A 22034-nucleotide genomic window follows, 5' to 3' on the forward strand; every position below is an offset into this window, starting at 1 on the left:
ACGCCGCAATGACCCGGTCGCTCACATGGGTGCGCTGACCACGCACGTGCTGGACACGTCGACCGGAACGCCGGGACGTGGCATTCGCTACGATCTCTACCGTTCGGGTCCCGAGCCGCGCCACCTGGCCGGCGGCACCACGAACGACGACGGTCGCTGCCCGCAACCCCTGCTGGAAGGTGAGGCGTTCGAGGCCGGCACCTACGATCTCGTGTTTCAGGCGGCTGACTACTTCGAGGCGCAGGGTCACGCGCCGGGCGAGTCACCGTTCCTGGGCGAGGTCGTGATTCGTTTCGGGGTCGACGACCCGGCCCGGCATTATCACGTACCGCTGCTGTTGTCGCGATTCGGCTACACGACCTATCGAGGTAGCTGACATGCCAACCGCCGTGCCCATTCGTTTTCTGCTTGGTGACGAGTTGTGCGAGCCGGGCGGCTTCGACCCGCATACCACCGTGCTGGAATGGTTGCGCGGCCGCGCGGACCGGCGCGGCACCAAGGAAGGATGCGCCGAAGGCGATTGCGGCGCGTGCACGGTGGCGGTGGGGGAACGTCGGGGCGAAACGGTTCGCTACCGGGCCTTCAATGCCTGCATCCTGCCGCTGGCGGCGCTGGACGGCAAGCAATTGCTCACGGTCGAAGACCTGGCCGAGGCCCCGCGTCCCGGTGCCGCTCTGCACCCGGTCCAGCAGGCCATGGTCGACACGCACGGCGCCCAGTGCGGTTTCTGCACGCCGGGTTTCGTGATGAGTTTGTTCACCCTGCATCACCGCCATCGCAATGAGCCGGATCGGCCGGTGAACCGGTCTGTAATCGACCGGGTTCTGGCCGGAAACCTGTGCCGTTGCACCGGCTATGCACCCATCGTGCGGGCCGCGCGCCGGAGCGTGGACGCGGCCGGACCGGACCGCTTTGAACAGCAGGCCGGGCGTACCGCGCAACGTCTCGCGGCTCTGGAGCGTGGTGATGACGCCCGGTTTACCCACGACGGCGTTACCTGGGCCGCCCCCCGTTCACTGGCGGCATTGCTCGAATGGCTGCGTGAATGTCCGGACGCGCGGATGGTGGCCGGCGCCACCGATGTCGGGCTGTGGGTGACCAAGCAGCTTCAGCGTTTCGAAACCCTTCTCTACGTCGGCGAAGTCGAAGAACTCCGGCGGGTCGAGTTGACCGCGCCCGACGGCCCGCTGGAAATCGGTGCGGCGGTTCGCTACAGCGATGCGCTGGACCTGCTGTCGGCGCATTACCCCGGCATGCGTGAAATGCTGCTGCGGCTGGGGGCCGAGCAGGTGCGCAATGCCGGGACCATCGGCGGCAACATCGCCAACGGTTCGCCGATCGGCGACATGCCCCCGGCCCTGATCGCGCTGGGGGCGCGCCTGGTGCTGGCGCGGGCCGGGGCGGAGGGTGGGATCGAAACCCGCGAGATCGATCTCGAGGATTTCTTCATCGAGTATGGCCGGCAGGACCTGCGGCCGGGCGAGTGTGTGGCCCGGGTTCGCCTGCCGTTACCACGTCCGGACCAGTACTACTCGGTCTACAAGATTTCCAAACGCTTCGTCCAGGATATTTCAGCGTTGTGCGGTGCCTTCCATGTACGGCTGGACGGCGAACGCGTGGCCGACGCCCGCATCGCTTATGGCGGCATGGCCGGGGTGCCCCGGCGGGCGCGCGCGGCGGAACAGGCGTTGCTCGGCCAGGTCTGGTCCGAGGATGCGATCGAGCACGCCCGTGAAGCGATGGCGGATGACTTCGAGCCGCTGAGCGATTGGCGGGCCAGCAGCAGCTACCGCATGCTGGCGGCGCGGAACCTGTTGCGCCGGTTCTGGCTGGAATCGGCTTCGGGTGCGCCCCAGCGCCTGGTGGTCGGAGCCTGAGGCGGGTGGTACATGGATAAGGAAGTGCGACAATCGCCCGCCGAGCCGGCCGTCCATCGGCCGCTGCCGCACGACAGCGCCGTCAAGCACGTGACCGGCCAGGCGGTTTACGTGGACGATATGCTGGAACCCGAAGGCCTGCTGCACGTGTATTTCGGGACCAGTCCCTGCGCCCACGGGCGTATTGGCAAGCTGGGCCTCGATCGGGTGCGTCAGGCGCCGGGCGTGGTCGCGGTTTTGACCGCCGCCGATATCCCCGGCGCTAACGACATCAGCCCCTTGCATCGCGGCGACGAGGAAATCCTCGCCAGTGGCGAAGTCCACTTCGCCGGCCAGCCTCTGTTCGCGGTGGCGGCCGAAAGCCGGGACGCGGCGCGTCGCGCGGCCCGCCTGGCGGAAATCGATATCGAGCCGTTGCCGGCGGTGCTGGATATCGAGACCGCGCTGGAGCGCGAGTCGTTCGTCGATGAAACCCACGAAATGAAGCGCGGCGATCCGGACGCCGCCATCGAGTCGGCGCCGCACCGCCTCGACGGCGTGCTGCACATGGGCGGCCAGGACCATTTCTACCTGGAAGGACAGGCCGCGCTGGCCATGCCGCAAGAAGACGGTGATCTTCTGGTTCACTCCTCCAGCCAGCATCCCTCGGAACTGCAGCACCTGATCGCCCAGTCGCTGGGCCGGGCCGATAACGCCGTGACGGTGGAAGTCCGCCGCATGGGCGGCGCTTTCGGCGGCAAGGAGACCCAGGCCGCCCAGTGGGCGCTGCTGGCCGCATTGGTGGCGGACCGCACCGGCCGGCCGGCCAAAATCCGGCTGGATCGTGACGACGACATGATCTCCACCGGCAAGCGCCACGATTTCCGCACACGGTGGCGGGTCGGTTTCGACGACGATGGCCGCATCCTCGGCATTGATTTTGAACTGGCGGCTCGCTGCGGCATGTCGGCCGACCTGTCCGGGGCCATCAGCGATCGGGCGATGTTTCACAGCGACAACGGTTATTACCTGCCGGCCGTTCGTATCCGGTCGTACCGTTGCCGCACCAACACCGTTTCCAACACCGCGTTTCGCGGCTTCGGCGGTCCGCAGGGCATGCTCGGCATCGAACAGGTCATCGAGGCGATCGCGGCGCACAGGAACCTGGATCCGCTGGCCGTTCGCCGGGTCAATCTCTACGGCGGTGACGGCCGCATTCTGACGCCGTACTTCATGACGGTCGAAGACAACGTGCTGCCCGAATTGATGGACGAACTGGCGGAGGCCGCGGACTATCCGGCCCGGCGTGGGGAGGTCGAATCGTTCAACCGGGCCGGTGGCGTGATCCGCCGCGGGCTGGCGCTGACTCCGGTGAAGTTCGGCATTTCATTCACCACCGCCTTTCTGAACCAGGCCGGCGCGCTCGTGCACGTATACAAGGACGGCAGCATTCACCTGAACCACGGCGGCACGGAGATGGGCCAGGGCCTGTTCATCAAGGTCGCCCAGGTCGTGGCGGATGAATTCGGCGTGCCGCTGGAACAGGTGCGGATTTCCGCCACCCGGACCGACAAGGTGCCCAACACCTCGGCCACGGCCGCCTCGTCGGGTTCCGACATGAATGCGATGGCCGCGCTCGACGCCTGCAGCAAGATCAAGCGGCGGATCGCCGCGCACATTGGCGCTGAACACGGCGTGGCCGAGGATTCGGTGCGCTTCGATTCGGATGGTGTATGGGTTGGCGCGCAGCGCCGCGATTTCGCCGACGTGGTTCTGCAGGCCTATCTGGCGCGCGTTTCCCTGTCGGCCACCGGTTTTTACCGCACGCCGAAAATCCACTATGACCGCGAAACCGCCCGCGGCCGGCCGTTTCTGTACTTCGCTTATGGCGCGGCCGTCTCCGAGGTGGAAATCGACACCCTCACCGGCGAGTATCGATTGCGTCGCGTCGACATTCTGCACGACGTCGGCCGCTCACTGAATCCGGCCGTGGACCTGGGCCAGATCGAAGGCGGTTTCGTCCAGGGCATGGGCTGGCTCACCACCGAGGAGTTGTGGTGGGACGAGCAGGGGGTATTGCGCACCCACGCTCCTTCCACGTACAAAATTCCCGTTGCCAGCGACGTGCCCGATGCCTTCCACGTGCGCATCTGGGAGCGCGGCGACAACCGTGAGCCGACCATCCATCGTTCCAAGGCCGTCGGCGAGCCGCCGCTGATGCTGGCCATCTCGGTGCACAGCGCCATTCGGCACGCCCTGACCAGCCTGGCGCCGGAAGGCGTGTTGGCGCCGCTGGATGCCCCGGCCACGCCGGAGCGCGTATTGCTGTGCGCCGAGCGCCTGCGGTCGGGAGCCTGACCGTGTCCGGCAGGACGGGGTGGTTCTACCGATGAGCGACTGGCCGACCCAGCTCGAAGACACGTTGCGGCACAGTCCGGCCGTGCTGGTCACGCTCAATCGTCTCGCCGGTTCGGCGCCACGGGAGTCGGGATGCCGCATGATCGTCACCGCGGACGAAACCCTGGGCAGCATCGGAGGCGGCAACCTGGAGTACACCGCCACCGCCCGGGCGCGAGCGTTGCTGGCCGAGGCCACCGGGCCGCGGCAGGTCGCCGAACCCTACGGTCTGGGGCCGGCCATGCAGCAGTGTTGTGGCGGCGCCGTGACCCTGTTGTACGAAGTGTTGTCCGGCGAGTGCCCGCAGTGGGTCCGTGACATCGCCCGAGCCCGCCGCGAGGGCGAGCCGATGGTGCTGGCCCAGGAACTGGAAGGCGATCCGCCGCGGCGCAGCGTCGTGCCGTTTCGGGGTCCCGGCCACCCGCCGGTTCCGCCCCCGGTGCGAGAGACCGCGCGCGACGTCATGTCGGCACCGCCCGGCGAGGGTGCCGAGCCGCTGCCGACGGTCGAGTACGAGGGGCGAACCTGGTGGCTGGAGCGCCTCGCGCCAGGCCGATGGCCGCTGTATCTGTTCGGCGCCGGCCACGTCGGCGCGGAGGTCGCGCGGCTGCTGGAACGCTTGCCGTTCGAAGTGTCCTGGATCGACGGCCGGCCCGGTATGTTTCCCGCAGAGTCCGCGCCCAATATCGCGTTGCGCAGCACTGACGATCCGGCCGGCGAAGTGGGCACCGCACCGGCCGGGACCCTGTTCATCGTTATGAGCCACAGTCACCCGCTGGACCAGGACATCTGCGAGGCGGTACTGCGGCGCGGGGACTTTTCCTGGCTGGGGCTGATTGGCAGCGACGCCAAGCGCAAACGCTTCGTGCACCGGCTTGGCCGCGCGGGCATTCCGGCCGACCGGCTGGAACGCCTGGTCTGTCCGATCGGGCTCGATGGTCTCGACGGAAAACAGCCTGCTAACATTGCCCTGAGCGTCGCCGCCCAACTGATGATGGAGAAACCGTGGATACCCGCCGACAACTGATTGCCGATCTGCCCAAGGCCGAATTGCACATGCACATCGAGGGCAGTCTCGAGCCGGAAATGATGTTCGAGCTGGCGCAACGCAACGGCGTGGATCTGCCCTATGCCGACGTGGAGGCGGTACGGGCCGCTTATTCGTTCGATTGCCTGCAGGATTTTCTCGACCTTTACTACCGCGGCATGTCGGTACTGCAGACCGAGCAGGATTTCCACGACCTGACCTGGGCCTACCTGCAGCGCTGCCGCCACGACAATGTGGTGCACACCGAAATCTTTTTCGATCCCCAGGGCCATACCAGCCGGGGCGTGGCCTTTGCGACGGTGTTCGAGGGCATCTGGTCGGCCCTGCTGCGCGGCGAGGCCGAGCTGGGCATCACCAGCCGCATGATTCTGTGTTTCCTGCGTCATCTCGACGAGGAGGACGCGCTGCGTACACTCGACGAAGCCGAACCCTTCCTCGACCGCATTATCGGCGTGGGACTGGATTCCTCGGAAGTGGGTCACCCGCCATCCAAATTCCAGCGCGTGTTCGACCAGGCGGGCGACCGGGGGTTGAAGCGGGTCGCGCATGCCGGCGAAGAGGGGCCGCCGGAGTATGTCCGCGAAGCGGTCGAGGGTCTCCGCGTCGATCGCATCGATCACGGCAACCGTTCCCTCGAAGATCCCGCCCTGGTCGAGGCGTTGGTGAAGATGAACATGCCGTTGACGGTCTGTCCGCAATCCAACCTGCGCCTGGCTGTGGTGAAGGACATGGCCGAGCACCCGATTCGCCGCATGCTGGAACTGGGCTTGCATGTGACTGTGAATTCGGACGACCCGGCCTATTTCGGGGGTTATGTGAACGATAATTTCAATGCGCTGGTCGAGGCGGTCGACCTCGGGCGTGAAGAGATTCTGACCCTGGTGCGCAACAGCTTCGAAGCTTCCTTCCTGCCCGAGGTCGAGCGCGCCGTGCACCTGGCCGCGGTGGACGAACACGCCACGGCCTACCAGTAGGCCGGCTGAACGCGCCCCGATGGAAGCCTGGCTGCACGACTGGCTCTCACTGCTGCTGCGCTGGGCGCATTTCATCACCGGCGTGGCATGGATTGGCGCTTCGTTTTATTTCAACTGGCTGGAAAATCATTTGCAGCGCCGCGACGCGGCGACCGCCGAAGCCGCCGGGGGCGCCGGTGCCCAAAGCCCTGACCCCATCGGCGGCGACCTGTGGGCGGTTCACGGTGGCGGGTTCTACTACCTGCAGAAATACCGGGTGGCGCCGGAGCGCCTGCCGGAAACTTTGCACTGGTTCAAGTTCGAGGCCTACTTCACCTGGATCACCGGCTTCGCACTGCTGTGCGTGGTCTATTACTGGAACGCCGCCATCTACCTGGTGGGCGCGGGAGAGTCCTCGCCGGGCCCGCTGGCGGCGATCGGCCTGGGCATCGGCTCGCTGCTCGCCTCGTGGGTGTTCTACCACGTGTTGTGCAAGGGCTTCGCCGCCCGGAATCCGCGGGCGACGGCGCTGGCGGTATTCGCCTGGTTCAGCGCGCTGGCATGGTTGTTGGGTGAATTCCTGAGCGGTCGCGCGGCCTATATTCATGTGGGCGCCGCCATCGGCACGGTCATGGTGGCGAATGTCTTTTTCGTCATCATTCCGGCGCAGAAGGAACTGGTCGCGGCGCTGCGCGAACAGCGGCCGCCGGACCCGGCGCCGGGCCTCGAAGCGCTGCAGCGCTCGCGGCACAACAACTATTTGACCCTGCCGGTGCTGTTCATCATGATCAGCAATCACTATCCGGCCACTTACGGGAATCCGAAGGCGGTGGCGATCCTGATGCTGCTGGGCGTGGCCGGGGTCGGCATCCGCCATTACTTCAATGTACGCCACGAGCCCGGCCGCGGCCGCCTGACTCTGGCGGCCTCCCTGGTGTTGCTGGCGCTGACCGCCCTGCTCACCCTGCCGCGCGGCGGCGTGGCCTCGGCGGGAGCCGGACCGGCCCCGTCCACCGCGGACCTGGCGCCGATGGTCGCGGCGCGCTGCGGCGCCTGTCACGCCGGGCAACCGGCCTTTCCGGGCATCGCGGCAGCGCCGCTGGGCATCGTGCTGGGCGGTGCGGCGGACCTGGAGCGCCTGGCCGATCGGATCCACCAGGTGGCGGTGAGCGCCCGCACCATGCCGCCGGGCAATGTGACCGGCATGACCGAAGATGAACGCATGACGCTGGACCGCTGGTACGCGGCCCGCACTGAAGAATCGAAACAGGAGACAACGAGATGACGGAGAGGCAGGCAGGCGCGGGCAAGGAGACTTCAGGCGCCGGTGCGGCGGGATCGGAGCGGAGCAGCTCGGGCCACTGGTCCATGGCCGACGTGTCCGTCAAGGCGGTCAGCCGCCGGGTGGCGATGGCGGGCGGGCGCATCGAGGTGGGCGCTGATGCGATGCGGCGTCTGCTCGAGGGCTCCCTGCCCAAGGGCGACCCGCTGGCGATGGCCGAGATCGCGGGCATCCTGGCCGCGAAGAAGACGCCGGAGCTGATACCGCTGTGCCATCCCATCGGGCTCAACCGGGTGGCGGTGCGTTTCGAGCCGCTCCCGGACGAGAACGCCGTTGCCGCCTGGTGCCTGGCGGAAATCGCCGAGCGCACCGGGGTCGAGATGGAAGCCCTGACGGGTTTGAACCTTGCGTTGCTGACGATCTGGGATCTGGTCAAGCCGGTGGAGCCGGCCCTGCGAATTTCCGACGTGAAACTGCTCTACAAATCCGGCGGCAAGCACGGCGACTGGACTCACCCGGACGGCATGGACGACGCGGCGCGCGGGTGTCTGGCCGAATTCACCGGGCAGGACACCATGGGTTACTCGGGTCCCTGAGCGGCCGCTCGCCGCGCAGCCTTCAACCGGCTGTTTCTTCGGCCTTGACCCCCGGTGTCAGGCGGCAGTCCACCCACTCGGTGCTGCCGTCGGCGTAGTGCTCTTTTTTCCAGATCGGCACGCGGTGTTTGATCTCGTCGATGATGTAGCGGCAGGCGCGGAAGGCCGCGTCGCGGTGGGATGAGGCCACGCCAACCACGACCGCGGGTTCGCCCAGGCCCAGATTACCCTGGCGGTGAACGGCCGCGGCGCGGCTGATGTCGAACCGCTGCAGTGCTTCGGCCACGATCTCCCGCCCCAGTGGTTCGGCCATGGGAATGTAGGCTTCGTATTCCAGGCGTCCGACTTCACGGCCGTCGTTGTGGTTGCGAACCCAGCCCTCGAACAATACGAATGCGCCGCACTGCTCATCCTGCAGGGCGGCCCGGAATGCCGCCATGTCGATGGGACGCTCGGAAATGGAGAAATCGCCGTTCTGGACCTGCATGGAATTCGTTCCGCTTCAGCCGCCGGCCACAGGGGGGAAGAACAGGACTTCGTCGCCGTCTCCGATCCCGGCGGCCCAGTCCTTCATCTCGTTGTTGATCGCCACCAGAGCGCGCCGGTAGCCGCCCAGCGCCGGGTGCCGCTCGGTCATTTCCGCAAACAGGTCGGCGGTGGTCGCGGCGGCGGTTTCCACCGATTCCTCCGTCACGCCGGTCGCATCACGGTAGGCGGCAAACCATTTCACTGTCAGTCGCTTCATCCGCCGATCCGGTACATTTCCACTTTGTCGTTGTCGCGGGTTTTCTCCCCGCGTATTTCGCTGTAACGGTCGGTTCGCCCTTCCCAGACCGCGCGGATGCGCTCACCCAGGTCGCCGGTCTGGTCCGCCTGGCGCAGCAGTGGCATCAGATTGGTGCCCTTGCTGGCGAACAGACAGGTGTAGAACATGCCATCGGCCGTGAGGCGGGCGCGGCTGCAACCGCCACAGAATGGCTCCGAAATGGAACTGATCAGGCCCACTTCGCCCTGACCGTCACGGTAGCGATAGCGGCGTGCCGTTTCGGAGGCGCGCACCCGCTCGACGGGCTCGATCGGCCAGCGCTCGTCAATGCGCCGCACCCACTCGGCGGACGGTACGACCTGGCCCAGTTCCCAGTGATTGGAATTGCCCACGTCCATGAATTCGATCAGCCGAACCGTGTGGCCGCTGCCGCGGAAATGTTCAAGCAGGTCCAGAATGGTGTGGTCGTTCACGCCACGCTGAACCACGGTGTTGATTTTGAGTTGCTCGAATCCGGCCGCGACGGCGGCGTCGATTCCGGCCAGGACATCCTCGAGCTTGCCTTTGCCGCCGCTCATTTCCCGCAGGACATCGGGGTCCAGTGAATCGAGGCTGATGGTCAGGCGCCCCAGTCCGGCCCTGGCCAGGTCGGTCGCCAGCCGCGGCAGCAGTACGCCGTTGGTGGTCAGGGCCATGTCTTCGAGGCCGTCGATGGCGGCCAGTTGTTCGATCAGCGCGGGCAGGCCCGGGCGTACCAGCGGTTCGCCACCGGTAATGCGCACCTTGTGCACGCCCAGTCGCGTGAAGGTACGCACCAGGTCGACGATCTCGTGGTCGGTGAGCAGCTTTACCAGCGGCAGGAACACGCCGCGCCCCTGCAGCGAGTCGGGGGGCATGCAGTAGGTGCAACGGAAATTGCAGCGGTCGATGACGGAGACCCGCAGCTCGCGCAAAGGCCGCGCGAGCTGGTCGGTGACTGGCTGAGTGGTGATTTCCTTGAGAGGAATCCGCTCGGGCATGTCAGGACTCGGTGCCACTCCACTGCCCACCGTCACCCTCGCCCGCCGAAGCGCCCTCGAGCTGGCTGCGTTTGACCTTTTGATGGTGTTCGAGTGTACGGCGGTACAGGGTCACGACCTTCTCCACGCCCGACGGCTCCAGCGCGCCGTCGTTACCGGCGGCGACATAGGTCGAATAGATGCCGGACGCCGTCATCAGCGCACCCGAAATCAGGGTGGTGTCGATATTCTCGCCCTTGAGCTGGTTGGCCAGCTCGATGAACTTGTTGGTGCAGTACTTGTGTTGCTCGGCGTCGCTCACGTCCGTGCTCCTGGATCGGCGTCGGTTGAGCCGTCCATTATAAGGAATTCCTTCTGTGAGAGAGGAACCGGAAAGCGGTCAGGGTATTACAGCCTCGCAGTCCAGCCCTTGCAGCGAGGTCAGGCGCGCGAGTTGCAGGCTGCCCGCGGGGAAGCCCGTCTCGCTGGGCGTGAAGTCGGCCGTACCGCCCTCGCAGTCCAGTTCCAGTTCGAGTCCGCCCCAGGGCAGCGCCTCGACGGCATCCGGATCGAATGCGTCTCCGAATTTTCCGCCCCGTGTCGTGAGCAGGTCGGGAAAGACCAGACGGCCGTTGTCGATGGCGCCGACGCCAAAAAACCACCGCCGCTCGCCCTGCGGGCCGAAGCTGAACCAGTACACCAGCACCCGGCTGTCGGCCAGAATTTCCACGGTATAGCCTTCGCCGGCGTGGGACGGGTCGTACCAGGAGCCGGCCAGTCGTGCCTCTTCGCGTTCCGGGGCCAGCAGGGGCTGACCGCAGTCGATGCCCATTACCCGGCTGAGCCGCCGCAGGTTCATGCGACCCCCGCGCGGTGCGCCCGGTCCGTCCAGTTGCCAGCGCATGACCCCCGCGTCGCAGCCCGACCAGATGAATTCCGCCGAGCCGACCACCGTCTCGGTGACCTGTCCGGGATCGAAATCCGGACCGAATATTCCGCCAGACACCTGCAGCAATTCGGCGAAGACGATGCGATTGCCGGTGCGATCGCCCACGGCCAGGTACCAGTCCTGCTCGCCTTCGTCGTCGTAAGTGAACCAGTACATCAAGGCCCGGTCGTCCGCCAGGATTTCCAGCATGAAACCTTCACCGGAACGCGCGGGGTCGTACCAGGCTGCCGATGTGCCCGGCTCGATGACGAAGGGATCGCCGACGGGGTCGGCTGTCACGGTAAGGTCCAGCGTGCGGTCCGAGCCTCCGCTGTCGGTATCGGTGGCGCCCGCGGTATCTTCGTAACCGGCCCAGGCCCCATTCTGCCAGCGGGCCACGGTGGCCGGGTTCGCGTCGGTGCGCAGGCCGGTCATGTCGCGGGCGCTGACTGAGATCACCGCGTTCGTCGACGGGGTCACAACCGCCGTGTTGGCCGCGTCGGCCGGCAGGCGGATATCGAATGCCAGCGCATCCTCGAGATAACGGTGATACCCCGAGGGGCTGCCGCCAGGCTGATCCAGCCAGCGCTGGTTTGCCACGGTCCGGGACAAGGCCTGACCGTCGACCAGCAGATCGTTCTCCACCTCGAGCTGGCTCGCCGGCTGGCCGGGCAGGGCGGTGTCGGCGCCATCCACCCGCCAGCGCATGGGTTTGTCGAAAGCGATCCAGGCCTGGTAGTCGCGTTCGAACTGGAGCGGTTGGGCCATGAATGTGTGCGCGGTGCGCACGTCGCTGCCGACCTCCGGGTCCCAGGCGGCATCGAATACGACCGCGCCGGTGGCCGCGTCGGTGATGCGCACGGCCGTGACCGACGGTGGGCCCGACTGGCGGTAATAGACGATGGCGAAGGTTTCGGCCAGTTGCGTGCGCACCCGGCGAATCTGTGATTCGGGCAGGATGAAGCCGTCGTGGCCGTTACGGCCCAGCCCGCCGTAATCGGCGCCGGTACCCGGCAGGTCGGGATGCGCGTTGCCGCCGCCCGAGGGTTCCACTTCCAGGGTCCAGGCAGGCACCTGCAGGATGTACATGAAGTATTCGTCGGTGGAACCGATCCCCTGGTTGCGCGGTACCGAGTTGGCGGAGTTGAACACGTAGCGCTTGCCCGCCGGGAAGGCCTGGTGGAAATCACGGAAGGTGCGCAACACCTGTTCGGTCTGGATGGCCAGGCGCTGATTATTGTCCCGGACCCAGAGCTGCACCTGGGAGAAGGAGTGAACGTCGGTGTAGACACTCAGGCGCTCAACCGGTCCGAGTTCCGCGGCTGCCTGCAGGGCCTGCGTCTCGGGTTCGGAAGCAGCCGCCATGCCGTGATGCACGAGACTGCGGCTGTCGGCCGAAGAACTGCCGGGGCTGGTGCTCCAGTACGGCGGGCTGTTGCGGTTCAGGTCCACGCCTTCCAGGTGGTCGTCCCGGGTTTCCAGTATTTCGTCGGCGCCGAACAGGTTCTTGCGCCGCATCCGGCCGTCGCGCGGTGAGGAATCCGGATCGTTGATGTCGCTGCCCAGCCAGTTGCGGGACGGGTAGCGCTGGGTCTGCAGGAAGCCGTCGACATTCAGCACCGGAATCACGATGACGTTGGCATTTTCCAGCAGGTAGTCGTACAGCCAGTGGTCGCCGTGCCGGGCCTGCATCAGTTCGAGGATGCCGGTGACCACTTCCGGACTCTGCCATTCACGCGCGTGGATGCCGCCGTTGGTGAGCATCGCCGGCTCCGGGGCGCCGCCCGGCCGCAGCAGGTCGGCGTCGCCCAGGCGGTAGGCCCAGATTTCCCGTCCTTTGCGCGTGGTTCCCACGATCCCGGCGTGGACCACGGGTGAACCGGCGGCCAGATCCTGGTGCCGGGCGTGCAGACCGGCGTAAGTCCGGAACCCGTCGAAGGGCATCGGCGTATCCACCGGCACCGGCACCGGATAACCGAGCGCGATGCGGTCGGCATCACTGGCGGGTGCGTCTTCGACCCATTCGACAATGCGCTCCGTCTGGGCGGCGAGCGGTGGCGCGCTTACCAGCGCCGCGGCGAGGATGAACGCCCAGGCCGGGCCGGCTTGCAAACGGGCCGTCACGGCCGGTCTCCCGCGGGTCCGGACAGCGACCGCAGGTGCAGCGCCAGGGCGGCGCGACGTCCGGCTGAATCGGCCCGTGCCGCGTGTTGTTCCAGTCGGGCCGTGATCCGGGGCTCGGGGTGGCGGGACAGTGCCAGGGCCGCGCTGGCGCCGAGTTCCGGATGGTCCAGCAGTTCGAACAGGCTCTCGGTGACGTCCGGGTGCCGGGTCAGGCCCGGTGTCAGGATGCCCATTGCCAGCGCGGCCCGGTCGGGCGGCCAGTCCGCCATTGCGCCGAGCAGCAGGTCGGCACGCTGGGTTTCGTCCAGCTGCCCGGCGCCGGATCTGAGCACTTCGTTCCAGTTCAGGTCGGCCCCGTCGGCGACTTCCATCAAGGCCAGCATGGCCCGGGCATCGTTCAGAGAGGCCACGGAATGGGCGGCAGCGACGGCGAACCGTGGCTGCCCGGCGGCGCCGGCCAGTGCCGCGGTGGCGATGGCCCGGCGTTCGGCCTCGGGCGCCGCGTGCAGCACGTCGATGAAACCCCGGCGCCGCTGCTCGTCGTCCGTGCCGGCGAAAGTCCGCAGCCAGGTTTCCGGTCCGGCCGGCAGCAGCAGGCTGGCCTGCCGTTCACCGGCCCGCCGGATCTGCGCCGCGCGCACGCCCCGCGCCGCCGCCCTGATGTTGAACAGGGGCACGGCGTGGCCCGGTCCTTCCTCGTGCGCGATCAGGGTCTGTATCGGCCAGGCTTCGAGCTGCTGCAAAAGGGGTGGCGGTACAAGATCTTCAGGCAGGTCGCCGAGCGCCACGGTGAAGCGGTACACATCGGCCTCGCGGGCGGGCGCGACGGGAGAATCCGCCACGGCGAAGGCGCTCAGTTCGGCGGCAAGCCCCTCGATGTCGCCGCCCCGCAGGTGGTCCAGCCAGCCGTCCACCCGGCTGTCGTCCCGACCCTGCGCGGCGGATTCGAGTGCCTGCTGCGGATTCCACAAAGCGTGGGAAGCATCGTTTCCTGGTTCCGGAGCGGCGAATCCGATCCCGGCCGATGTGACCCACAGCAAAACAAACCAGCCAGCCTTCGAGGCCGGATGCAGGCCGCGGCCTGCCGGACGCGTAATCGCGGCGCGACTGGGGATCATTTCGGCATCATACGAAAATATTCGTTGATGTGCATCCCGGGCGGATGCCGGGGGTCAGTTTTCGATGGTGTAGCTGATGTCGGCGCCGGTCTCGCGCTGGCCGGAGGTGGCTTTGATGCCGAAGCCTTTTTTCAGGTCATAGCGTGCGCTGATGACGTTCTGGTCATCGAACAGGCCGATGCCGTAGCTGACGTACAAGCGTGGCGCCACGTACATGCCCACCACCACACCGCCGACGCCCTGGTCGTAATCGAAGTCACTGCCCGTGACCAGCAGGGTAAGCGCCCGCTCCTGGGTGGTCATGGGCTCGGTATACGCTTCCAGCAGCGGTTGTTTCAGGGTGCCGGTGATCAGCACGCCGGCCTCCTCGATCTGGCTGTTGCCGTAAATATCGCGCTTGGCGCGGATGCTGAGCCGGGGGTTGTCCACCGGTTTACGGGGAAATCGAATGCGGCCCTCGGTGATCCGCAATTGTTGTCCATAGGCATTGATCTCTCCGGTCATCGCGAAGCTGCCGTCGCCGATGGGCAGCCACGGACCGTCCCAGATGAAGGCGACCTCACCGCTGAAATTCGCCGTCGCGCGATCCAGGGTGACTTCGACGTCCTCACCCAGCACCACATCCACCCGGCCGATGATACGCGGCCCGGGTTTTTCCGCCTGGTCCGGCGCTTCTTCCGGCGGGCCGCCGGCCACGATGACCAGATCAGGGCTTTCGGAAACCGTGGCGGTGGGCAGGTAGCGCGGCGACAGTTCGGCCGACGGGACTTCCAGCCGGCCGTCGATGCGGATCGGTCCACCGTTCCAGGCGAACTGCAAATCGGGGTTGGCCTGGATGGAGAGATCCGGAACATCGATCAGCGTCAGGTTTTCACCGTTCAGCGCCAGCGTGATATCGGGACGCATGGCATCATCGAAGCCGAGCGTCGCCTTCAGCGAACCGCGGCCTTCCCCGGCCCGGAAGCTGCCGTACAGCTCCGCGCGGTCGAACTGGTAGACCGCGCCGGCCAGTTGAATATCGCTGAGCACCAGGCCCGAGGCGAAATGCTCGATGCGGCCGTGGACCAGGGTGGCGTGACCGGTCAGTACCGGGTTCGAAGCGGGACCGGACACGCGCAGGTCGGCACTGATACGGCCCTCCAGCCGGTCCAGTTCGGGAAAAAGCCGGCCAAATGGCGCCAGGTCGGTCAACTCGACCCGGATCCTCGCGTCTACCGGTGAATCGGGTCCGGCCGACAGGTCCGGCACCCCGAAATCGGAATTGATGGTGCCGGCGCCGTCGATGGGCAGGTCGAAGTAGCCGCCGTGGAGCCTGCCGTCCCGCACGGTGAACGCCAGTTTTCCGGAACCGGTGCGAATTACCGTTTCCGCATTTCCCGGCAGCACGATGTCACCGGCCGAGATGTCCAGGTTCATGACGGCGGATACCGGACTTCCGGGTGTTTTCGTCCAATCGAATGTGCCGTCCAGCCGCTGCGACAGCTGGATGTCGGTGGCCAGCATCAGGCGCAGCACCTCCAGCGAAAGCCGCTCGAACCGGGCGGTCACGGAGATTCCGCCCGAATCGTTCCAGGCGCCGCCGGCGCAGACCCGGCCGTTGCGCCGACCGCGCATGCAGGCGCCGTCCACCCGTGCGGCCGATGCCGCAGCCGCGACTGCGGCGGGCTCCTCCAGTTCGAGATAGCCGAGGGAATTGTGATCCGCCCTGAATTCGCTGATCTCACCGCGCCAGCCCGATTGCAACGGCGCGGCCCAGTCAGCGATGCCGCCCTCCAGCCTGAGCACCATGTGCGTGTCGTCGAGCCGGCCGTCCACCACGATCTGCTCCAGCGGTTGTCGGCCGGTGGATGTCAGGGTCACTTCGTTCACGGTGCGCTCACCGACCACCGCATCGCTGATTACGAGGCGATGGGTGGTGGCCCCCCCGGGACGGCTGCGGGTACGCAGGCTCAGATTCTCCGCCTGCCAGCCATCCCAGGCGATCTGGCGGCCGTCGGCGGTCAGGTCCAGGCGTGGAACCGACCCTTCCATCATCAGGCTTCCGGAGCCTTGCAGGCTGCCGGAACCGCCCTCGATCAGGTCGCCGAGACTGGCGATGCGCGCCTCGAACTTCAGGCCATTGGCCTGCTGTGGATTACCGTTCAGGCGGAAGGTCGAATCGCCGGTTCTCAGATTCAGATCCCGCGCCTGCGGAACCCCGTCGCGCACCATCAGCCGGCCGTCGGCCCGGACGGGTCGCCCGCGGACTTCGCCGCTCAATTCTTCGATGAGAACATCCAGTTCATCTTGCTCCGGCTTGCCGCTCATCTGAAAACGGCCGCTGATCCGGCCGGGATAGCCGGCGACCAGGGGGCCGGTGTGCAGAGCGTCAACCTGCAGGCGGGCATTCCAGGCGGCTGGCTCGACCCAGCGGTACTCCAGGCGGCCACTGACCCTTCCGCCCAGCACCGCGCTGGGCTCGATGTCGATGGTGAGCGCGTCCGTTCCTCCGCGGGCGTTGACTGCCAGTTCGCCGTCCGGCAGACCGGCCGGGGCGAGCCGGATTCGGCCGTTGGCGGTCCACTCGTTCAGCCGTCCGGAAAACGCCAGCGATCCGCTCGATTCCTCGATGCCGGGCTCGTCCGCGAAGGCGGGCCAGCTCAGGCCCCGCCAGTTCAACTGGCCTTCGAGCGCTCCGGAGGCCGCATCGACGGTGGCTTCGCCGTTGGCCGCCAACGGTGTGCCTTCGGCGCCCAGCCGGATGTCGCTCAGTCGGATGTTTTCGCCGGCCCAGGAGACCGTCCCGCTGCCGTTGAGCGGATGTTCTTCCGGCCAGGCGTCGGTCCAGGTGCTCACATCCAGGCGGTGCAGGGTCGCATCCAGCTCGGCCCGTGGAGTTTCCGCCCAGTCCACCCGGCCGGTCGTCGTGATCCGCCCGGCCGGGTGCTGGATCGACGAGAATTCGATATCCAGGCCCCGGGTGTCGCCGGCAGCACTGAGGGTGAGGGCCACCGGCTCGGGCCATGGCAGGCGCAGGTCGGCGGCGGCCTCCAGCCGGTAATCCCGCACGCTGCCGATGGCTGAAACGGAAACCCGCTCCGCCAGCAGTGTGTCTTCCGGTTCGGCGCCCGGATTCAGGTCGAGGGCATTGGCATGGAACTCGAGATCGAATGTGGGCGCGGACAGAATATCGGTCACCGTGCCCGTCGCGACCATGCCGGCGTGTTCGGCGCGGGCCTCGATGCGGAGAGCGGTCAGGTCGCCTTCCAGCGCCACCATGTAGGCGGGCTCCGGCGCGGCCGTCGCGTCGGGCTGACTCCTGGCGGCTGGGCTGCCCGGATTCACGGTTTGCAAGCGCAGTTCGGCTTCGGCGGCGAATGGCCGTTTCAGGTCCAGCCGGACTGTTGCGCGGACACGGCCCCATCCCGGCCGGTTGAACTGCAGATCGTCGAGCCGCAGGCTGTCGCGCCAGCGGCCGCTGAATCGCAGGTCGCTGGCCTCCGGAATCGATTCCGCGGGTGTGCTGGACCCCGGGCCGCTCTGCGGCCGTGGATTGACGGTCAGGGATTGCAGCCGGACCTCATTGAACCGGACCGGAATCGGCAGGGCGAGGGATTCCAGCAGGTTCGCCAGGTCAACGGGGGCGTCGGCCGGGTCCACCGTGGTCCCGGTCGTGTCAATCGCCAGTCGTCCGACCCGCAGGAATTCGACGCCCACGGCTGGCGGCAGCAAATCCAGGGCCGCGGACAGCCGCGTGCGGTCGGCGTGCACTGTTGTTTCGCCGTCGCTCCACTTGAGGTTGCGAATCTCCAGCCCGGAATGCAGATCGCCCGTGATCGAACCGGCGCTCAGCACCGATGTGGTGGCCGCTACCCGGTTCCAGATCCAGCGCGCTCCGGATTCGGTTCGGGTCAGCCAGGCCAGCGCGGCCGTCAGGCACAGCAGGGCCAGGGTGGGCAGGAAGATGAACAGGATGCGGCGGCGAATCACAACAGCGGAGTTCCAAGCGTGAAATGAATGCGCCAGGGGTTGCCGCTGAAGTCGCGGGCCTGCGCGACGTCGAGGCGGATGGCTCCGAGAATGCTGTACCAGCGCAGGCCGACTCCGGCACCACGCTTGAGTTCGAAATCGCTCCAGGAATTGAACGCATTGCCGACGTCGATGAAGGCCGCGGCCGACCAGTCGTCGCGGAACCGCATTTCGATCTCCGCGCTGGCCGTGACGATATTGTTCGAACCCAGACCGTTGTTGCTGAGCGATTCGAAGGCGTAACCGCGCACGCTGCGACTGCCGCCAGCCTTGAAGCGGTAGATGTTGGGCAGGTCGGTCACCGAGAGGTCCAGGGTTTCGCCGTCGACCTCCAGGCTGACGTTTTGAACCCGGGCGTCCGAATAACCCACTTCGCCCCGCAGCAGCAGCTTGAAACGTTCGCCCAGCATGCGGTGCCAGTTGGTCGAGAAATAGGCCTGGGTGAAGTTCTTGCCGGAGCCCCAGGCCTCGTTGGCGGTGAAAACCCAGGCGCGCTCGTGGTGCCCCGTGGTGGCGAAGCCGCTGCCGCGGATCACCGGCAAATCCCAGTTGACGCCCAGTGCGAGCGAACTGTCGACGGCGTCGAAGGTTTCCACGTCCTCCGCGGTCAGAGGTACGCCGTCCAGCGAAATCGCCACGTCGCTGCGGCTGAAGGTATTGTCCTCGAGCACGAACTGGGCATACCAGTTTTCGAACAACTGCTGGTAGCCGTCATCGAGGTCGCGCACGATCAGGCGGCCGGCCTTGACCGAATAGTCCGTGGCATCGCCATTGGCCAGGGTCACGAAGTCGGCATCGTCTTCGTCGGGCCGGACTTCGAGGTCCTGGTTTTCGCGGCGGATGAACAGGTCCGCCGTCCAGTATTCGCGTTCCCGCGACGTGCGCGGCAGTTTGTAGCTGGTGCGGAAGGAGTATTCGTTGTTTTTCTCCTGCCAGCCCAGCCCCATGTTCAGGGTGTCTCCACGCCGGGAAAGCAGGTGGCGGTTCCAGAACAACTGGGCGCGGATGCCGGTGTCGGTCCCGTAACCCAGGGTTCCCTGGTAGGTGTTCGGGGTGCGAGCGCGGGCGCGGACGGTAAGGTTGACCACCGGCGGTTCCCGGTCGAGTTGCCGCTCCTCGTCGATTTCGATCTCATCGAAGTAACCCGTTCGCCACAGGTCCAGGCGAAAGCGTTCCAGCAGCCAGGCGTCGTAGGGCTGTCCCGGCTCGAAACGCGCCAGCGAATCGAGAATGCCCGGTTGCAAGGCATCCTGCTCGAACTGGACCGAACCGAGCACGGCCCGGGGGCCGGTGTCCAAAACCAGTTTGAGTGTGGCCGAATTGCGCACGAGGTCCGCCTCGATGCGATGCTCGACGAACCGGGCCCCCAGATAACCGCTGGACTCGGCGTGTTCCAGGGCGATGCGTTTCTGTTCTTCCCAGGTACGCTGATCCAGGCGATCCCCTGCCTCGAGCGGCCAGTCGTCCCGCCAGGTCTCCAGTTCTTCCAGGTCGACACCGTCACCGGTGACTTCCACGGTCACGGTTTCTATGATCACCGGCGGTCCGGTTTCCACGTGGACTTCAAGCAACCAATCGCCGGCTTTGGACTCGCTGAGTTCGGTCCGGGCACTGGCGTGGTAGTAGCCGAACGGCCGCAGTGCCTCTCCGGCCTTGCGTGCGACGTTGTCCGAGATGTCCTGCAGGCGCCGTGCGGACAGGCGGATGTCGCCACCCGTCTCGTACGCTTCCACAGTGTCTTTCACGTTGGTGCGCATGGCACCCTCGAGCCCGCGGACCCGGACGTCGATCGAGTCGGCCCGGCCCGGCGCGGAGACGAGCAGCAGACAGGCCGCGAGAACACGGGTCTTGCCCCGCATCTGGGCTCGGTACCGGGCCGCAGCGGCACGTGCCGCGGGGCCACTGGACCGCCGGCGGAAACGGTTTCGCTCAGGATGTGGCATGCGCCACCGGGTCGATGCCGACGAGCCTGGTTTCGAGCTGGGCGGTCAGGGCGTGAAAATCGGGCAATACGGATTCGGCGCCGGCTGCCCTGAGGCGGTCGGCGGCGCTGCCGCGAGCGATGCCGATGAAGGACCAGCCCAACTCGCGGCTGGCGGCCAGGTCCCACAAGCCGTCACCGATGTAGGTGGTTGGCCCTGCGTCCGCGTCCGTCCCGGCGAGCCGGCTCCGGGCGGTCTCCATGATGCCGGTCCGGCTGACGCAGTCGTCACTGGTGGCCAGCGGCAGTGCGTACCGGTCGAGCCCGGCGCAGCGCAGTTTGAATAGCGCGGTGTGGGACCACCCACCCGTTGCGATGGCGATGGATTCCGGTGTGGCTCCAAGCTTTCGGTCGATCCAGTCGAACAGGCCCGGCGTGGCCGTGAAGGATTCGGGCTCCCGCGCAAAGGTGTCATCGAGAAGTTGAAGAAATCGCTCGCGCACGGCCGACACCTCCGCCGGAAGTGGCGGCCGGCCGTACCGCTGACGCATCCACTCGTCGAGAATGCCGCTGTCGGTGACATGGGTGAAGCGTTCGAGACTCAGCGTCCCGGGTGCACCGCCGACGCAGTCGTGCACCGCCTGCCAGTAGCAACGATTGTCCAGGCTTTCGGTCGGCATCAGGGTGCCGTCGATATCCAGAATCCAGACACGTTCGGCGCCGGACTGCTCCCGATCGGGTGTCATTGCGGTATATTCGCTTGCTTCACGTGCATGCGCACATTATAGGTTGAGGCCATGACCGAAAAATCAGAATGCATCAGGGCGCGCGAGTATGCCGGTGGAATCGTCGCCATCGACAGCGGAATGGTGCGGCCGGAAATGGCCGCCTGCTACCTGCTCGAAACTGCGGCCGAGGCCGTTGTGATCGAAACCGGCAACGCCGGCAGCGTATCGCGGATTCTGGACACGCTGCAGCGGCGGGGCTGGAGCCGCGACCAGGTGCGGCATGTCATCGTCACCCACGTACACCTGGATCACGCCGGCGGCGCGGGCCGCCTGCTGGCCGAACTGCCGCAGGCAACGCTGCACGTCCATCCACGCGGTGCGCGCCACATGGTCGATCCTTCGCGGTTGGAAGCCAGCGCCCGCGGCGTGTACGGCGACGAAGCCTTCGATGCCATGTACGGTGCCCTGCTGCCGATCCCGGAAGAGCGGGTACGAATCATGAACGACGGCGACAGCCTGGAACTCGAAGGCCGGCAACTGCGCTTCATCGACACCCCGGGCCACGCACGGCATCACTTCTGTGTTTGGGACAGCGCGACCCGGGGCTGGTTCACCGGGGACACCTTTGGACTCTCTTATCGCGATCTGGATACCGACAAGGGACCCTTCGTGTTTCCGACCACGACCCCGATTCAGTTCGACCCCGCCGCCCTGATCACATCGGTCGAACGCCTGATGGATGCCGGCCCGGAATGCCTGTATCTGACCCACTTCGGCCGGGTCGGCGATGTGCGCCGGTTGGCCGACGACATGATTGCCGGCGTGAATTTCCTGGCCAAGCTCGGTCTCCACCACCGTGACGCGGAGGATCGCACCCGGGCGATCGAGCAGGACATGTTCACCTGGCTCACCGATCGCTGCCGCGAGCACGGCGTGACCCTCGGCGACGAGGAACTCACCTCCATCCTCGCCCCCGATGTCGACCTCAATACCCAGGGCATCGAGTTCTGGCTGGATCACGCCGCCCCCTGAGCTCGAACCGGACTCTGCGGTGCCACTGAGGTCCGCCGCGCGCCGTGACATGCCCCTTCCAGAACACACAAGATACGACGTCACTCCACATTCATGGATTCCGCCGGTAGTGAACCTTCGCCTATTGAAAATCAGGGGGTGGGTGCCACTGAGGTCCGCCGCGCGCTGTGACATACCCCTTCCAGGACCCGGCGTGAACCCATCCCTGTGTACAGACCGGACACATGGTTAACAGTACGTTCGGGGACATAGGTAACAGTTTTGCATATCTAGAAAATC

17 protein-coding genes are annotated in these 22034 nt (G+C 66.5%); 8 read left to right on the plus strand and 9 right to left on the minus strand.

Annotated elements, in window-relative coordinates; translation table 11 throughout:
- The first annotated feature begins 25 nt into the window (after positions 1-25).
- The 7 genes from uraH to moaC are packed head-to-tail and all read left to right on the plus strand — an operon-like array spanning position 26 to position 8132.
- Positions 26-376: a hydroxyisourate hydrolase gene (gene uraH / locus V3330_RS18980; protein ID WP_354697038.1), complete on the plus strand. Its 351-nt coding sequence runs from the start codon at positions 26-28 to the stop codon at positions 374-376.
- A 1-nt stretch (position 377) separates the two neighbouring features.
- Positions 378-1877, plus strand: a complete 1500-nt coding sequence (gene xdhA, locus V3330_RS18985) for a xanthine dehydrogenase small subunit (protein ID WP_354697039.1) — start codon at positions 378-380, stop codon at positions 1875-1877.
- A gap of 12 nt (positions 1878-1889) precedes the next feature.
- Positions 1890-4214: a xanthine dehydrogenase molybdopterin binding subunit gene (gene xdhB, locus V3330_RS18990; protein ID WP_354697040.1), complete on the plus strand. Its 2325-nt coding sequence runs from the start codon at positions 1890-1892 to the stop codon at positions 4212-4214.
- Positions 4215-4245: 31 nt separating this feature from the next.
- Positions 4246-5280, plus strand: a complete 1035-nt coding sequence (gene xdhC / locus V3330_RS18995) for a xanthine dehydrogenase accessory protein XdhC (RefSeq protein ID WP_354697041.1) — start codon at positions 4246-4248, stop codon at positions 5278-5280.
- Positions 5259-6275, plus strand: coding sequence for an adenosine deaminase (locus tag V3330_RS19000; RefSeq protein WP_354697042.1), 1017 nt, complete (start codon positions 5259-5261; stop codon positions 6273-6275). The genes xdhC and V3330_RS19000 overlap by 22 nt, the downstream gene beginning before the upstream one ends.
- A gap of 19 nt (positions 6276-6294) precedes the next feature.
- Positions 6295-7539: a urate hydroxylase PuuD gene (locus V3330_RS19005; protein ID WP_354697043.1), complete on the plus strand. Its 1245-nt coding sequence runs from the start codon at positions 6295-6297 to the stop codon at positions 7537-7539.
- A complete protein-coding gene (gene moaC, locus V3330_RS19010; RefSeq protein ID WP_354697044.1) occupies positions 7536-8132 on the plus strand; it encodes a cyclic pyranopterin monophosphate synthase MoaC in 597 nt (198 codons plus the stop codon). Before V3330_RS19005 ends, moaC begins: the two co-directional genes overlap by 4 nt.
- A gap of 22 nt (positions 8133-8154) precedes the next feature.
- On the opposite strand, the gene V3330_RS19015 is transcribed toward moaC, so the two are convergent.
- The 9 genes from V3330_RS19015 to V3330_RS19055 form a co-directional block, all read right to left on the minus strand.
- Positions 8155-8619 (minus strand): molybdenum cofactor biosynthesis protein MoaE, encoded by a 465-nt coding sequence (locus V3330_RS19015; protein WP_354697045.1) that lies wholly within the window; start codon positions 8617-8619, stop codon positions 8155-8157.
- A 15-nt stretch (positions 8620-8634) separates the two neighbouring features.
- The gene (locus V3330_RS19020) at positions 8635-8877 is read right to left on the minus strand and encodes a MoaD/ThiS family protein (protein ID WP_354697046.1); all 243 of its coding nucleotides are present in this window, start codon (positions 8875-8877) and stop codon (positions 8635-8637) included.
- Entirely contained in the window at positions 8874-9917 is a 1044-nt protein-coding gene (gene moaA / locus V3330_RS19025; protein WP_354697047.1) for a GTP 3',8-cyclase MoaA, read from the minus strand. The genes V3330_RS19020 and moaA overlap by 4 nt, the downstream gene beginning before the upstream one ends.
- 1 nt (position 9918) lies before the next feature.
- Positions 9919-10218, minus strand: a complete 300-nt coding sequence (locus V3330_RS19030; RefSeq protein ID WP_354697048.1) for a DUF3144 domain-containing protein — start codon at positions 10216-10218, stop codon at positions 9919-9921.
- Positions 10219-10296: 78 nt separating this feature from the next.
- The gene (locus V3330_RS19035; protein ID WP_354697049.1) at positions 10297-12948 is read right to left on the minus strand and encodes a M14 family zinc carboxypeptidase; all 2652 of its coding nucleotides are present in this window, start codon (positions 12946-12948) and stop codon (positions 10297-10299) included.
- Positions 12945-14066 carry a HEAT repeat domain-containing protein gene (locus V3330_RS19040; RefSeq protein WP_354697050.1) on the minus strand — a complete coding sequence of 374 codons (1122 nt, stop codon included), beginning with the start codon at positions 14064-14066 and terminating at the stop codon, positions 12945-12947. The genes V3330_RS19035 and V3330_RS19040 overlap by 4 nt, the downstream gene beginning before the upstream one ends.
- A 54-nt stretch (positions 14067-14120) precedes the next feature.
- Positions 14121-18035, minus strand: coding sequence for a translocation/assembly module TamB domain-containing protein (locus V3330_RS19045; RefSeq protein WP_354697051.1), 3915 nt, complete (start codon positions 18033-18035; stop codon positions 14121-14123).
- Positions 18032-19933 (minus strand): autotransporter assembly complex protein TamA, encoded by a 1902-nt coding sequence (locus V3330_RS19050; RefSeq protein WP_354697052.1) that lies wholly within the window; start codon positions 19931-19933, stop codon positions 18032-18034. The genes V3330_RS19045 and V3330_RS19050 overlap by 4 nt, the downstream gene beginning before the upstream one ends.
- Before the next feature lie 70 nt (positions 19934-20003).
- Entirely contained in the window at positions 20004-20741 is a 738-nt protein-coding gene (locus tag V3330_RS19055; RefSeq protein ID WP_354697053.1) for an HAD family hydrolase, read from the minus strand.
- Positions 20742-20792: 51 nt separating this feature from the next.
- On the opposite strand from V3330_RS19055, the gene V3330_RS19060 reads away from it, so the two are divergent.
- Entirely contained in the window at positions 20793-21755 is a 963-nt protein-coding gene (locus V3330_RS19060; protein WP_354697054.1) for an MBL fold metallo-hydrolase, read from the plus strand.
- The last annotated feature ends 279 nt before the right edge of the window (positions 21756-22034 follow it).

Origin of the sequence: Elongatibacter sediminis (assembly GCF_037892215.1) — a bacterium.
GTDB classification, from domain to species: domain Bacteria; phylum Pseudomonadota; class Gammaproteobacteria; order Xanthomonadales; family SZUA-36; genus Elongatibacter; species Elongatibacter sediminis.